Raw genomic sequence first — 13,665 nt, 5'->3', positions numbered from 1 at the left:
TGCGGGCGCGATAATGAGGCAACTGAGCATGGCGATTCGGAGAGAGCTGACGGGCGCTGTGGGGCAGCGCTACAGAGAGGCGAGCCGCGCGGAGAAGCGCGAATGCTGGACCAGTTTGTGCTTGTGACGGGCTTGCATCGAAAGCATGCGATGCGCCTGCTCCGAGGCGAGATGAGGCAATCCTCGGTTCGGCGCACCCGTCGCCGGATTACGAGGAAGCTGAGCGAAATGCGCTGGTAGTGCTTTGTGAGGCATCCGACCGGATCTGCGGCAAGAGGCTGAAAGCGCTGCTGCCGCTCCTGATCGAGTCGATGGAACGCAACGGTCACATGGGCCTGGCTCCTGAAATCCGTGCGAAGCTACTGGCGGGGAGCGCGTCCACGATCGATAGGGCGCTGGGCAAGATCCGAGAGGAAGGTGGACGCCAGCGGCGCCGCCCGGTGGCGAGCGCAGAGCGACGGAATCCCGGTACGGACGTCCGCCGGCTGGAAGTATCCGGCGCCGGGGTTAGTCGAAGCCGATCTGGTCGCTCACAGTGGGCCCTCGGCGCGCGCCGGTTTTATACAGACGCTGGTGCTCACGGATATTGCGACCTGTTGGACGGAGTGTGCGCCGTTGCTGGTGCGCGAGCAAACGCTCCTGAGCACCGTGACGACAAAAGTTCGCCGACAGCTGCCGCTCTCGCTGCACGGCATGTGAGCAGATGAACATCGAGTTCACGCGTTGCCGACCCTACCGCAAGAACGACCAGGCGTTTGTCGAACAGAAGAACGGAGCCGTGGTCCGACGCATCATCGGTTATCGGCGGTTTGAAGGACTTGAGGCGGCTGCGTGAGCTATCACCCAAAGTTGGTGACGGCGGGAATCGGAAAAGCGGCATATCGTGGGGGTGCTTGACGCCTCCACTTCTCCACCGAAGGAGCGATATGCTGTGTCCACGATAACGTCATCCATCTGATTCAACCAGGCAACTTCGACGATCAACTCACAGAAGTCTTGCGCAATGGGGCGCGTGCCCTGCTTTCCCAGGCGGTCGAGGCCGAGGTTGCAGACTTTCTCGGCCAGGATGCCGATTTGAAGACCCGGGACGGCCACCAGTCGTCCGCCACGGTCACCTGCCGGAGCGCGAGGTGATGACCGGCATCGGTCCGGTCGCCGTCCGCCAGCCGCGTGTACGCGATCGCGAAGCGGACGCCGCCGATCCTGGCCGCATCCGGTTCTCGCCGTCGATCCTGCCGCCCTTACAGCCGTCGTTCAAGCTGATAGCGCGATGGCGCACGCGTCCGTAAATCTAATAGTGGCACCGACGCCGCCGCATAAGCGGCTGACAGCTAACCCACATACCTCCGATGCGGTTCTGGCCCGACTGCAGGAAATCTGCTTCAGCTTGGACCCGGTCGCGTTGCTGCGTAACATTCGGTCTGCGCAGCAACGTCTGGCCGACCTTGCCGACGTGAAGTCGTCGGGCGATTCCATTACTGCGGCCCCGCCCATCGACTTCTTCCTCGCCAGCTTGCGAACGGCTTGGAAGAGGGCGCATCTCGACGGACGGACCGTCCGATCCTCAAAGCGAAGCGAGGTCGTCGTCCCCCTGATCCGCTCGTTCAGGCGACCCCACAGCTGCAGGAGTGGTTCAAGGCCGAGCCGTGGCGAAACGGCGCCGAGCTCCTGATAAGGCTGCAGGCGGAATATCTGCTATCCGGATAAGTTGCTGCGAACGCTTCAGCGCCGCGTCAAATCCTGGCGCAGCGAGGAGGCAAGCGCGCTGCTGTTTGGATCGGCAGATCATCCAGGGCGGTTCGACGAGGAGGGAGGCCGGTCGTTGCGCAACCCGGCCAGCTGCGGGATGGTCACCAGGAAACCTGAGAGATCCCGTTGGTGTCCACATGGAAAGCCCGCGCGGAGCACCGGCGTTAACAACGCTCCTGGCCCGATGTCCGGCGCGGCGGCGTCTCAAACGGATGGTTCAGAAAATGAGCAGGAAGAAAGAACGACGCCTACTGACGTTGATGCGCGGATCGCAACAGCAGCGGCAGCGCAGGAAGCTCTATTCCTTCCATGCGCCCGAGGTCGAGTACATCCGCAAAGGCAAGGCGGCAGCGCCTTACGAGTTCGGCGTCAAGGCCTCGATCGTCACCACCAACGGCCGCGCGCCGGGCGGCCAGTTCGTGGTGCACGCTCGCGCACTGCCCGGTAATCGCTATGACGGACACTCGCTCGGCACCATCATCGAGGTGACGGAAACGCTAACCAGCTGCGCGGTCGAGCGCGCTTATGTCGACAAGGGCTATCGCGGCCGCAACACCGATAGACCGCGCAGCGTCTTCATCTCCGGGCAGAAACGGGGCGTCTTCGGCGTCATCGAGCGCGAGCTCCGGCGCCGTTCAGCCATCGAGCCCATCATTGGCCACATGAGAGCGACTGTCACCTCGGCCGCTGCCATCCCAAGGGTCGTCAGAGCGACGCCAGCAACGTCATCCTCACCGCCGTCGGCCACAACCTCCGCCGCGTGATCGCCTGGCTGAGGGATTTGCTGACATCAATCCTGATCATCCTCTGGCAAGCAGGTGTCCGGTCGGAGGCGCTCAAACTGCCTTCTTAGCGGCGACGATTCCACGATGCTTGGCGGCAGCGAGTCAGTCCGAGCCTGATGAGATTTCCGCCGATCAAGCTAGCTTGGCTCCGAAGCCGCCGCACACAAGCTTGTCGAGATCGCATCTGGCATTAAGCCGGTTCAGGACGGGCCACATCGCACCGGTCAACACGTCCGTCCTTAAGGTCGGCGGCAGCGGCGCAGAGCTTAGCGCCGGGATCAGAGCGCATGGTTGCTGTGGCTCAATTCGCTCGACATCTCTATCACTTCGGACCGGCCCGATGGTGAACATTGGTGCCTTGTTACAAAGCACCTCGCGGATCCAGTCGAATTGTCGGTTTCGCTCGGCTGAGGCTTGACCTTTGCCGCAGCTGTCCGTTTGCCTGCGCTCCTTGCTCCACCGCCTGCCCAAACATGAATGCCAGCGGATCTGGGCATTACATAAAGTCACCATCCTCTTCGGAATCTGCTGCAACCTCCGTATCACTATCGACCTTGGAGAGATAAAGCTGAGATTTAGTTGCGCGCTGCCATTCACCGAGGCTGTTTTTTGTCCACTGGGCGGACTGAGTGGGGTCAAGTACCATGTCGTCCTCGTCCACTTCAACGAAGCCCATTGTCTCTGCGCGGGCCTTCGCTTCTGCATTAGCAGGACGCCAGTTCACCAATGGTCGTTCGCCGTCTTGCCGAAGCTGATGTTCGAGCAGAATATCGCCGGCGTTCGCGACAAGCGGATGAGCAACCTGAAAATCAACAATTGAGGTGACTTCACTTCGTCCAGGGAACTGTTCTCGCCACTTATCGCTTTCGAACTCAGTCATGTTGAATCCGGCCTCCGTTCTTTGGAGGCCGACGCTCACATTTCCTAATTGGTAGCTGTAATATCGGGCGTCTTCTGAATCTCTTCTGATACCGTATTCCTTAGCGACCTCTGCTGTGCGCTTAGCTCTTGCGGATACAAATTCCGAGTACTCGTGTGGATTGTTGGCGATGCGGTTGATTGCGTCGCCATGAAAGGTCCTCACTTCTGTCCTGAAGGTAGCTCTGTCGATCTCGACCACAGGAGGTTTTCGAACGAGGGAATAACTCGGTTGCGAAGGTGAGCTGCCAGCGGACTCCTGCAATCGCGTTCTAGCGAACGCATCCGCGAAGCCCTGGCTTTCGGCACCCGCTTCCTCAGCGTTTGCTGCCCGATGATATCTTTCTTCGGCCGGAATATCGGGCCAATTGTTAACTCGACCGTACATGACGACTGCACCTGGATCATACGTCTTGCATTGCTTCAGGTCGTTAGACCTTACCCGATTGATAGACAGCTTAGCTGTCCGTAAGCTGACGCCAGCGCATAAAGGGAAAATCCGACCCCTTTGGGCAGCTCGACCGCGTATCGTCGAGGCGTTGCGCGATGCAGGCTTCCACGTTATCCACCCAGCACGAGGCGAGGAGGTGCTGGACTGGTGCAAGCGGCACGTCGCAAGGGGAACATGATGCGGGGCACTCGGACCCGCCGAGGCGTCGAGCTCGCCGCGAGGAAAGCGACTTCCACCGCCGCCCGAGCGTCTCGTGCGCTGGATGGCTTGCTCGACCTGGTGGCACTCCCAGTCCGAGGCAGCGAACTGCACGCAGTGTCGACTGGATGGTGGGCGCGTGGCGCGCAACGCGATCGCGAGAGTGACTCCGGATGACGTCGCCTACTACGTGGCACTGCCGTTCGACGAGCGCCTGAACGGCGGTTGGCGTAGGAAGGGGCGCGCCGTGCTCGAACTCATGGAAGCTCCGCCTTCCGAAGCCGAGTCGAGAAGACAGGCAGCCGGAGCTGAGCCATCGACTACCACGCCCGCGGCTCGTCTTCCGGTCTCGAGCCAGCTCTGCTGGATCAGTGGCGGACGACGGTCTGGCCGCCGGCGAAGTGGTAGATTACCTGAGCGCAAACGCAGCTCTTGTGCTCGCCGAAGCGCTCTCGCGGAAGCCGCGCACTGCTCGTGGCGATCGCCTTCGCGGCCAAGATGGCTGGGACGATTTGGGCCATGGCCACCCGGAAGGTGGATTATCGGAACCCAGCGCAGGCAGTGACGGCATCATGACGAATGCAGCACGAAATAGCCTGACGTTGGTGAAGGGTGTGAGAAGGGGACGACCCTAATGGGCGGAACGATCGAACAGATCTGGATCAGGAAAACCAGTTAGAGCTGAAGAGCCGAGGTGCTCGGAGATGAGAATTGGACTTGATCCGCGGATCACCGTACCGGCCAGCGGCTTCTGAGGACGCCGTAAAGGAAGGCCTGACAGAAGAGCGCATCGTCCACACGCCGAACGGGTCAGAAACTTCTTGCATCACGGGCGGCAACGACAGAAGGCTCTACACGAAGTACCGTCAGCCCGCCAGTGGCCGCCGCCAAGGCGTCGTTTAGTCCGTCAACCGCGTATCGGACCCAGAACAACCCCGCCTACCATCGCAGAAGAAGGGTGGCGCGGCCGTCGCCGGCCGGACCGGTTGGCCGATGTGTTTTGAGTCAGAAGTGGTGCCGATGCTCGAGGCAGCCCGATATCACCGATGCGCAGTGGCTGCAGCGGCTCCATTCGTTTGGGCTGTCGCGAGCCAGCTTTCGGCCCAAAGGACAGATTGCGGAGCTGCGAGCCTACGTGCGCCAGCGCGAGCGTCTGATTGGGTACGCGGCCTCCCACATCAAGCATATGCACAAGGCCTTGACGGAGATAATCTTCAACTCCACCAGATCTCGCCGACATCACCGGCGCCACCGGCTGCGCCTCATCCGCGCGATCCTGAGGCGCTGGCGTGCTTGCGCCATTACAGTTGCCACGCTAGCGCGGAGACGATCGTGAACGCGCTCACCGGAAGCTATCGCGCCGAGCGTCTGTTTGCGCTCGAGCAGGCACTTGCGCTTTAGGACGCCTACCACGAGAAAGCATCTGTCTGCGACGCCCCGGATCGAAGCCGTGTTGAAGGCGCGTCGGAATCGAACCGATCAGGCGAACGCTCTAGCTTACGAACGTCCGCGTGGCGCTGTTCCGTTGCTCGGAAAGGACATCACCACGCTCGACGGCCTCGGTCCTTACCTCTCGCTGAAGCTGATCGCTGAATGGGGCGACGACCTCTCCTCGTGGCGAAGTGCAAAGCATTTTACCTCCTGGCTGGGACTGGCGCCGAACGACAAGGTCTCCGGCGGCAGAATGCTCTCGTCCCGAACGCGCGGATCCGGCGGTAGGGCGGCGGCAATTCTGCGCCTTGCTGCCGTAACCGTGGGCCGTACAGACACCGCGCTCGGCGGCTTTTACAGGCGACTTTCATCGCGCGTGGGGTGCGCCTCGAGTGCAGCGCGCGTTCTTCCGCCGCTTGCCGAGCGGCGGCTTCGCCCTGATGACGTGGCAAATACCGACTTTCTCGAGGCCGTACTGTCGAGCGGCGCAGAAGTTGCAAGCGTCCGTCCCTGAAAAGGTAGATACGAATCGCACCTTACCCGCAACTGGCCTTTCAGGCCACCTTCTGAGACGACGGCGGCGTAGCGACCTAACTCGGAACGCCTGCGGCCTGCATGGGCTCGGTAAGGCGTGCCTTCAGGTCGTCCAAATGGTCCTCGGCATAGGACTGCACTTTCGAGATCGCCGTATCGAGGCCGAACTGCACGGTCTGTTCGAGCATCTCCTTTGCGAGGCCCTCGCGCAGCGCGAATTTGACCTCGGGCCCAGCAACAAAGCTAATGGCCTGCCCCGCAAGATTAAGGCCAACCTCTTTCAGAGCCTGTTTCATATCACCTCCGCTAATGCCCGTATGCAGAAGGCTCAATGCTTGCGACTCGAGCTCGAGCACCATCGATATGCCATCGGCCAACTCGCCCAGTCCCGGAATGACGCCGAGCAGGCCTACTGCCGTGGCCTCCCAGTCGAGCACCTTCGAGCCCACCTTGGCTACGTCATCGACCGCATGCATGAGGACCCCGCCATTCTTCTTCGGAGACGCGACATCGGGTTGGTCGGATACCCCCATCAACATGTCTGTGACTGCATTTTGTTCAGCGGCGGTCTTGGGGACATGGGTCTTGATCTGCTGAACGGTATGGTTCGCAGGTGACATGTTGCTATAGAAGTGCCTGAAGTCGTTGTTGCTGATATTACCGGAGTCGACCGTATGCCCGCCGCCTAAATCGAAGAACTCCTGATGGGTCTTGTAGCCCGTAATCGAATTGTTTAGCAAACGGAACAAGATCGGGTCCGAGAGCAGTTGCGATGCCGCTTCTCGTATCTTCGGGTCGAGAGTCTTGTCCTCGACCATACTCGCCAACTTGTGTCGTGTCAGGTCACCGTCCCCGAAGAAGGCGTTCTGATTCTTGTTGATCGTGTCGAGCGTGTTCAGCTCGCTTTGCGTGGAATTCATCGACGAGGAGGCGACTTGCAAGAAGTCTTCCTTGTGGATTTTATCAGTCGCACCACCGCACAACTGCTCCCAGGCGTCCGGGTGCTCGAGGAAGTGTTGAGCCGCCGCGATCAGCTGAGGCGGACACTTACCAGTGTCAGCTTTGCCGTCGACGATCCGCTTGAAATCGTCCAGGCTCAAATTCTTGGGCAGGTAGTCAGAATACTTGTAAAGCTCGCGCAATGCATCATTCAACGTCATGACCGATGCTTGTCCATTCGAGGTGCCGTCGGATGGAATATAGTTCTGCTCGTAGCTTTGCGCTTGCTGCTCCTGGAATGTAGCAACCTGCGAATGGCTGGCGGAAAACTCTGACAGATCCTTGGCCTTGATCTTGCCGCCGCAGCGGCCGTCCCCTTGGGAGCCAATCGCATAGAAGAGCTCTGGATCGCGTCGCAATCCTTCGATCGCCTCCTTCAGATCCGGGGGCGTCGACGGATCGCTGGCCTTGGCTGCCAGCGAGTCCCAGCTGAGTGGGCATTGGTCCTTATGCCGGTTCAGCACTGCCACGATCTGCAACTCGGCATTGGTGAGCGTGCCGCCGTTCCACGTGATCCTAGAGCTTGGCACCGGAGTGCTCGGTACGTCAGGCGATGGAGCAGCCGTCGACGATGCGTCTGCACCAGGGGTGTCGACCGAAGAGGAATCGACCGAGGAGGAATCGACCGAGGAAGAAAAAACCGGATCCTTCATCACCGCCTCGATCGCCGCCTTCGAGTGCGCTGACAACTGGTCCAGCGAATCCTGCGGGATCTGTCGTTCTGATTGCAGCAGATCCGGTGGCGTGGAGGGAACGTCGGATTTCTCTTCCCGCGAGCAGATGGACACCATCGCCTCGAACATCGAAGGTTCGCCTTCCCGAATCTGGCCGGGGGTCTGCGCGGATGATCCCAAGGCCGACGAAGCCCCCGGAACAAGCCCGAACAGAGCTGGATCTGCACTGGCGGGCAGCGAAACGCTGTTGAGCTGCATTAGGTTCATTTCCATTCCATTGCGGTAAATACTTGGCATCGACATCGTAAGATCGAGGCTTTCACGTTAAGGGGGCGAGCTTTCGAGAAGCTGACGACTTTTAGACGGAGCAGGACGAGCCAATGTCGGTCGTCTTAACATCCCGGAGAGGCGTCATCGTGCTCATGAAACTCATCTCCGGCTCAGAGCATGTGCAGGCACGACGCTGCTCTGACGCTTTCGCAAAGCAGGTGCCTGCGGTCGTCAGTCCCGAGTGACGATCGCTGTGGGGCCACGAAACAACATCACCACCGATTCCCGCGGTAGCATTTCCAACTGCGCGCGGTTTTGCCTCTGACTTGCCATCACACCATTGCTGATCGAGCAATGTGATGAGGTGCGTTGGGCCGGCGCCGCGATCTGGCGCTCGTCGGCATTATGTAGAGATTGAAAGTGGGGCCGAGAAATTCGCGCGGTGGCAGTCGCGGCATGTACCTGCGAATGCGCGCTCTCAGCTGGGTTCACTTGACGATAGTGAGGTTGTTCTCATTCTCGTCAGCTTCTCGACAGCTAGTCCCAGTAGCGTGAGCAATGTGAATCGCTCGGTGGTGATACCACCGTTTTGGCGGAACTGAAGTGAGAGGCACCAGATGGCCGGGGCAATCGAAGGCGTGATCCATACCAATTCTGACACTGGCAGCTCGCAGTCGGTAGCTGATCGTCAGAAGTTCGAATCGGCGTTCGGTTCGGTTCTTGCCAACGTCGCGATGCAGGCGATGGAGCGAAACATGTCAAATCTTCGCGAAGCTATAGCTGAAACAGAAGAGGATACCTGACGCCGGTTCTTCGACGTCAGTGGAGTGTTGCCATTGATGGCAGCAAAAAAATGGAAGGTGAAGCGATATGACCAAAACAAGCTCTACTAGCCCTTCTACTGGTGGTGTCCACGACTCCCATGATAACAAGAATGCTAGCAAGACTGATAACAAGACTGATACCAAGTCCGCGGGTCCCGGCGTCGGTAACTCGTCGACCGATAACGTTGGTGGGACGGGTACTTTCGAGAAACTGATCGACGACTTGAAGGCGGTTAACCAGCAGGCCATGGTGCAGGACCTAAAGTTGCGTGCACTGACGACCGAGCTCTCGAGTGAGAGGAAGGCGGCCAGCGAGCGCGTCAACGGATAAACGGTGAAAGGCGGGGCGAATCGTCGCTCCGCCTTTCCCGTCATAGTGGTGCGGCCTAGGAATGAGTCGTGCGACCAATCCCCCTGCCGTGCTCCTCATAGTTCGGAGAATTGTCCGTGAATGAGGCCGCCTCCTTACATTTCGAGGTACTGTCGGGACCGTATGCCGGGCTAAGCGGGAAGGCTGCTGTCGGAACGAGCCTTATCGGTAGCGGCCTCGACGCGGATATGGTTTTCGTCGAACAAGGGCTTGAGCCGCATCACCTACGTGTCACCCTAGTTGGCAATTCAATCGAGCTTGAGGCGCTTGCAGCCGTAAGCACCCCAGAGGGCGACGGGGATATTGCCGCAGGTGAACGTGTTGTTCTTTTTCTTCCTGCCGTCATTCGTGCGGGCGCCATGTCTATTCGCTGGTCGATGCAGAATGCGATTGAGGCTCGGTCGATCAGCCTCTCGCGCGTTTGGATCTCAGCTCTCGCCCTCGTGCTCCTCAGCTTTCTTGGCGTAGGCAGTCTCTCGACGATTTTCTTCAAAGCCAGCGGAAGTGCACCGACCGGCATTGCTCCGCCTGCCGCAGAGCTTGTACCCAAGCTGGGTATGAATCGGCCTGACGATCGGCGAGCTCAGGCTGCGGCCGAAGTGCTGAAACAGGAAATTGATAAGGCGGGCCTGCTCGATATCAGGGTTGGTTCGGGGCCGGGTTTTGTTAGCGCTGAGGGAAAAGTCACGCCTGCAACCGTTGCGAAATGGCAGGAGCTCCAGCAATGGTTCGATGGTCGTACATACGGTGCGGTGACACTGGTGAACGGAGTGATCGTCAAGGAGGAAAAGCAGCCATCCTCAATCGCGATCGAAGCTGTTTCGCGCGGACCCCAGCCCTATCTCTTTGTCGGTGGGCAGAAGTATTTCGTCGGCGCTCTCTTGGCCGACGGATGGGCGGTCACTCGAATCGAGGATGGGCGTGTGCTGCTAAGCCGCAATGGCCGCGTTGTTGCCGTTCCGTATTAGGGTTTCCGGGCCCGAAGGAAGGATAAGGAGATCGTCATGTCAAAGGTGTCCCGCTACGATGTCGGGCCTGGCACTGCTTCGCAGAGACTCAGCGAGCACCATCATCAACCAGTGATAGGGCCGACCATCCAACCCAATAAAGGTGAGACGGACGGTGCTCGTGCAAACGGCGAGAAGGAGCTGGCGTCGATCTGGGGCGAGCTGAACACGCGCTATATGCCGCTGGATCTAGCGATCGAAGCCGCATCGGAGGCCAAAGATATTGATGCAGTCGGGCGTGTCAGTCTCAACGAGATGCGCACTCGCATTTATGAGCTCGAGCAACGCGCTGGGATGGCATCGCTCTACGGGCGCGATATCGCGCACGATCTACTCTCCTTCGTCACGCCAAGCCTTCGTCATCCGGACATGCTGCGGGCGGAGCGGTATAGCATTGTTCTGGAAGGTCTCGTCCATAAGCTGGCGGCCGCGCCTGCGGATCCGATAGCTGGGGGCGGTATCGTCGTCCTACGGCAGGGACTGCACTGGCTAGCGCTGCTCCGCCGGAATCGGAATAGCTTGATCGAAGCCTAACAATGTTCAACTCCGATGGAGCGCAACGGACGACCAACGTTTCCAAATCCGATAACGACTCGCTGAGTTCCGGGCAGGAGCGCGATTTGCTCTGTACACTTTCGTATCTTCACCTTGCATGTGGGCAGAGCGCAGAATGCGTGGCTCTCTTACGACTCATCGTCGGCAAGGACTCGCGAGACGTCGATCTATTACGGATTCTCGCCTATGCCCTCATCTTGGAAGGTCTCGGAGGTGAGGCGTTGCAGGTCATAGATAGGCTGAACACACTTGATGACGAACCCTCGGCGCGTATCTCTTTGATGCTGTTGCGTAGCCACGCTCTGCGGCGGGCCGGCCTCATAGACGAGGCGCTCGCCGCTTTCCAACGCTATGTCTCGTTGCGTGACGGCACTGGCCTGATCAATCAACGATCGGAAGGTCCCCATGACCAGCGTCCTGCGTAAGATCATTGCGCGCGCGTCGGCCAGCTCCGATTTGATGGTCGCGTTGATGCTGCTTCTGACGGTCGGCATGATGATCATGCCGATCCCGATAGTGGCGATCGATACGCTCGTCGGCTTCAATCTGGGCTTCGCCATATTGCTGCTGATGGTCGCTCTCTATATTAGCACTCCACTTGATTTCTCGTCCTTGCCAGGCGTCATTCTGATTTCCACGGTATTCCGTCTGGCGCTCACCGTATCAACGACGCGGCTGATCTTGGCTGAGGGGGATGCGGGCAGCATCATTCGCACGTTCGGTGATTTCGTCATATCGGGGAATATCGTCGTTGGTATTGTCATATTTTTAGTCGTGACCATGGTGCAGTTCATCGTCGTGGCCAAGGGGGCTGAACGCGTGGCGGAGGTGGCGGCGCGGTTCACGCTCGATGCTCTGCCAGGCAAGCAGATGGGAATCGATGCGGAATTGCGCAATGGCCATATCGATCAGAACGAAGCCCGCAGCCGGCGCGCTACATTGGAGAAAGAAAGCCAGCTTTACGGGGCTATGGATGGCGCCATGAAATTCGTAAAGGGCGACGCCATCGCAGGATTGGTGGTTATCTGCGTCAACATGCTGGGCGGGATCACCATCGGCCTGCTCTCCAAGGGCATGTCTTTCCAGGCGGCGCTGCATCAATATACCCTGCTGACCATAGGTGATGCGTTAATCTCACAAATTCCCTCGCTGCTGCTCTCGATTACAGCTGCGACAATCATCACTCGTGTAAATGGGGTCGTAAGGCTCAATCTTGGGACCGACATCGTTAACCAGCTCACAGCAAACTCGCACGCATTGCGGCTGTCTGCCTGCGTCCTCGTTGTAATGGGGGCTATTCCGGGTTTTCCGCTCCCTGTCTTTCTCGTCTTGGCTGCAGTCTTTGCGGCAGCGAGCTTTGCCGACGGTGGGACCCAAAGCGGCAAGAAAAGCGCTGATGTCTCTCGCCCGGCTCCCACAGAGTCTAACAAGGAAATCGTGCCTGCGGAGGCGCTTCCCATCGCGTTGTTCCTTGCGTCAAGTCTGACAGGGGCGATCGACAAAGAAGAATTGCAACAGCACATTGCACGCGTTTCGGGACTGATCTCGTCTGATCTCGGCATCACAATTCCGCGCATCCCCATCGAGGTCGACGAGCGCTTGCCAGACCTGCAGTACAGGGTGGATGTCGAGGGCGTGCCCGTCGAGCAGGAGTTAATTGATCCAACCCAGCTCGCACTCCACGACGATCCGGCCAACATTGAATTGAGTGGCATCCCGTTTCGGCATGACCGGGAGACGGATCAAATCTGGATTGAACAGAGCAATGCACCGGCTCTCAAAGCAGCCGGCATCGGGCACCACCGTCCCATTGAAATCCTGGCCTTGCGCGTCCATTCGGCGTTGACCCGCTATGCACAGTGCTTGGTGGGTATCCAGGAGACGCGCCAGTTGCTGGGCCGCATGGAGACGGAATATTCCGATCTGGTCAAGGAGGTGTTGCGTACGACGCCGATCCCTAAAGTAGCCGACGTCTTGCGGCGCCTCCTGGAGGAGGGTATTCCGATCCGGAACACACGACTGGTTCTGGAGGCATTGGCCGAATGGAGCGGACGTGAACAAAACGTCGTCTTGCTCACGGAACATGTTCGCTCCGGTCTGAGACGGCAAATCTGCCATCGGTATGCCAACGCACACCGCGTCGTGCCGGTCTTTGTCATCGAACGTCAAACCGAGGATATCGTGCGCAGCGCGGTTCGAGAGACTGCCAAAGGACCCTACTTGGTTTTGAGCGACGGGCAAAGCGAGGCGCTGCTCTCAAAAATGCGTCACATCCATTCGAACGTAGTTCGGGCGCAGATCAAGCCGGTTATCCTTGCTTCGATGGATATTCGACGCTTTGTCCGCGGCTTTCTCACCCGTAATGGGATCGATCTTGCTGTTCTATCCTATCAGGACCTTGCCTCGGACTTCACAATCCAGCCTGTTGGATCCATTACACTCGCAGCTGCAAAGGACGACGACGCCCCGTCCGAGGAACTCAGCAACACGCTCCTTGCGCCCGATTCACAGGCGCAGCAGTCAATTTAAGAAGGACCGCATGAATTCACCTCGTAAGGCAGCGCGGTGGCGCTTGGGTTCATTTTGTCTGCTTTCGTGCTCGGCTCTCTTCGCCACTCTGGGGCTCTGCAGTTGCGCTAGCTGGGATAGACCAGCTCTTCAAATGCAAGAGCGGCCGGCGCCAAAGTTGCTCGGCGCCAAAGATATCGATCCAGCTATGCGCGAACGCATTGAGTGCGCGATCGGCCGGACTCCTGACCAGGAGCTTTGCGCGACGCGTTGAAGCAAAAAAGCTCGGAAGATCAACGCAGCGGATCGGTCTTGCGTGTCGATGCGAAAGCGCCTCGCATTGATTGCTCGTCAACGTCTGCCTGGACCTGCGACCTATATGCGCTCAAGAC

General features: G+C 59.0%; 9 protein-coding genes and 4 pseudogenes. 11 read left to right on the top strand and 2 right to left on the bottom strand.

The genetic code is table 11. The features are described 5' to 3' along the window. Window positions 1–13 precede the first annotated feature (13 nt). The 4 pseudogenes from IVB27_RS27745 to IVB27_RS27730 form a co-directional block, all read left to right on the top strand. A pseudogene (locus IVB27_RS27745) lies at window positions 14–829 on the top strand (ISNCY family transposase); the annotation flags it as partial. Between the two features lie 95 nt (window positions 830–924). Then, a pseudogene (locus tag IVB27_RS27740) lies at window positions 925–1,265 on the top strand (IS256 family transposase); the annotation flags it as partial. Window positions 1,266–1,708: 443 nt separating this feature from the next. After that, window positions 1,709–1,768: pseudogene (locus IVB27_RS43800) on the top strand (hypothetical protein); the annotation flags it as partial. Between the two features lie 175 nt (window positions 1,769–1,943). After that, window positions 1,944–2,602, top strand: a pseudogene (locus tag IVB27_RS27730) (transposase family protein); the annotation flags it as partial. 428 nt (window positions 2,603–3,030) lie between these two features. On the opposite strand, the gene IVB27_RS27725 reads toward IVB27_RS27730, so the two are convergent. Next, window positions 3,031–3,840 carry an effector protein NopP gene (locus tag IVB27_RS27725; protein ID WP_247384375.1) on the bottom strand — a complete coding sequence of 270 codons (810 nt, stop codon included), beginning with the start codon at window positions 3,838–3,840 and terminating at the stop codon, window positions 3,031–3,033. 1,786 nt (window positions 3,841–5,626) lie between these two features. On the opposite strand from IVB27_RS27725, the gene IVB27_RS27720 reads away from it, so the two are divergent. Further along, a complete protein-coding gene (locus IVB27_RS27720) occupies window positions 5,627–6,046 on the top strand; it encodes a transposase (RefSeq protein ID WP_247446189.1) in 420 nt (139 codons plus the stop codon). Window positions 6,047–6,122: 76 nt separating this feature from the next. On the opposite strand, the gene IVB27_RS27715 is transcribed toward IVB27_RS27720, so the two are convergent. Continuing rightward, a complete protein-coding gene (locus IVB27_RS27715; RefSeq protein ID WP_276001493.1) occupies window positions 6,123–8,042 on the bottom strand; it encodes an HrpF/NolX family T3SS translocon protein in 1,920 nt (639 codons plus the stop codon). A 584-nt stretch (window positions 8,043–8,626) separates the two neighbouring features. On the opposite strand from IVB27_RS27715, the gene IVB27_RS27710 reads away from it, so the two are divergent. The 6 genes from IVB27_RS27710 to sctV all read left to right on the top strand — a co-directional run bounded on the left by IVB27_RS27710 (window position 8,627) and on the right by sctV (window position 13,294). Further along, window positions 8,627–8,812 (top strand): hypothetical protein, encoded by a 186-nt coding sequence (locus IVB27_RS27710; protein WP_247290861.1) that lies wholly within the window; start codon window positions 8,627–8,629, stop codon window positions 8,810–8,812. Between the two features lie 67 nt (window positions 8,813–8,879). Beyond that, the gene (locus IVB27_RS27705; protein WP_247359460.1) at window positions 8,880–9,164 is read left to right on the top strand and encodes a hypothetical protein; all 285 of its coding nucleotides are present in this window, start codon (window positions 8,880–8,882) and stop codon (window positions 9,162–9,164) included. Window positions 9,165–9,280: 116 nt separating this feature from the next. Continuing rightward, window positions 9,281–10,171 carry a SctD/MshK family protein gene (locus IVB27_RS27700; RefSeq protein WP_247359461.1) on the top strand — a complete coding sequence of 297 codons (891 nt, stop codon included), beginning with the start codon at window positions 9,281–9,283 and terminating at the stop codon, window positions 10,169–10,171. A 36-nt stretch (window positions 10,172–10,207) separates the two neighbouring features. After that, the gene (locus tag IVB27_RS27695) at window positions 10,208–10,744 is read left to right on the top strand and encodes a hypothetical protein (protein ID WP_247446188.1); all 537 of its coding nucleotides are present in this window, start codon (window positions 10,208–10,210) and stop codon (window positions 10,742–10,744) included. Window positions 10,745–10,746: 2 nt separating this feature from the next. Continuing rightward, window positions 10,747–11,190, top strand: a complete 444-nt coding sequence (locus IVB27_RS27690; RefSeq protein WP_018458377.1) for a tetratricopeptide repeat protein — start codon at window positions 10,747–10,749, stop codon at window positions 11,188–11,190. Beyond that, entirely contained in the window at window positions 11,171–13,294 is a 2,124-nt protein-coding gene (gene sctV / locus IVB27_RS27685; protein ID WP_247446187.1) for a type III secretion system export apparatus subunit SctV, read from the top strand. Before IVB27_RS27690 ends, sctV begins: the two co-directional genes overlap by 20 nt. Window positions 13,295–13,665: the final 371 nt, after the last annotated feature.

Origin of the sequence: Bradyrhizobium sp. 197 (genome assembly GCF_023073375.1) — a bacterium.
Classification (GTDB): Bacteria; Pseudomonadota; Alphaproteobacteria; order Rhizobiales; family Xanthobacteraceae; genus Bradyrhizobium.
This window is presented reverse-complemented; position numbering and strand designations above follow the sequence as displayed.

Bases quoted from the DNA above. Each gene is read 5' to 3' on its own strand.
- IVB27_RS27725 (WP_247384375.1), bottom strand. From the start codon at position 3,840: ATGTACGGTCGAGTTAACAATTGGCCCGATATTCCGGCCGAAGAAAGA.
- IVB27_RS27715 (WP_276001493.1), bottom strand. From the start codon at position 8,042: ATGTCGATGCCAAGTATTTACCGCAATGGAATGGAAATGAACCTAATG.
- IVB27_RS27710 (WP_247290861.1), top strand. From the start codon at position 8,627: ATGGCCGGGGCAATCGAAGGCGTGATCCATACCAATTCTGACACTGGC.
- IVB27_RS27705 (WP_247359460.1), top strand. From the start codon at position 8,880: ATGACCAAAACAAGCTCTACTAGCCCTTCTACTGGTGGTGTCCACGAC.
- IVB27_RS27695 (WP_247446188.1), top strand. From the start codon at position 10,208: ATGTCAAAGGTGTCCCGCTACGATGTCGGGCCTGGCACTGCTTCGCAG.
- IVB27_RS27690 (WP_018458377.1), top strand. From the start codon at position 10,747: ATGTTCAACTCCGATGGAGCGCAACGGACGACCAACGTTTCCAAATCC.
- sctV (WP_247446187.1), top strand. From the start codon at position 11,171: ATGACCAGCGTCCTGCGTAAGATCATTGCGCGCGCGTCGGCCAGCTCC.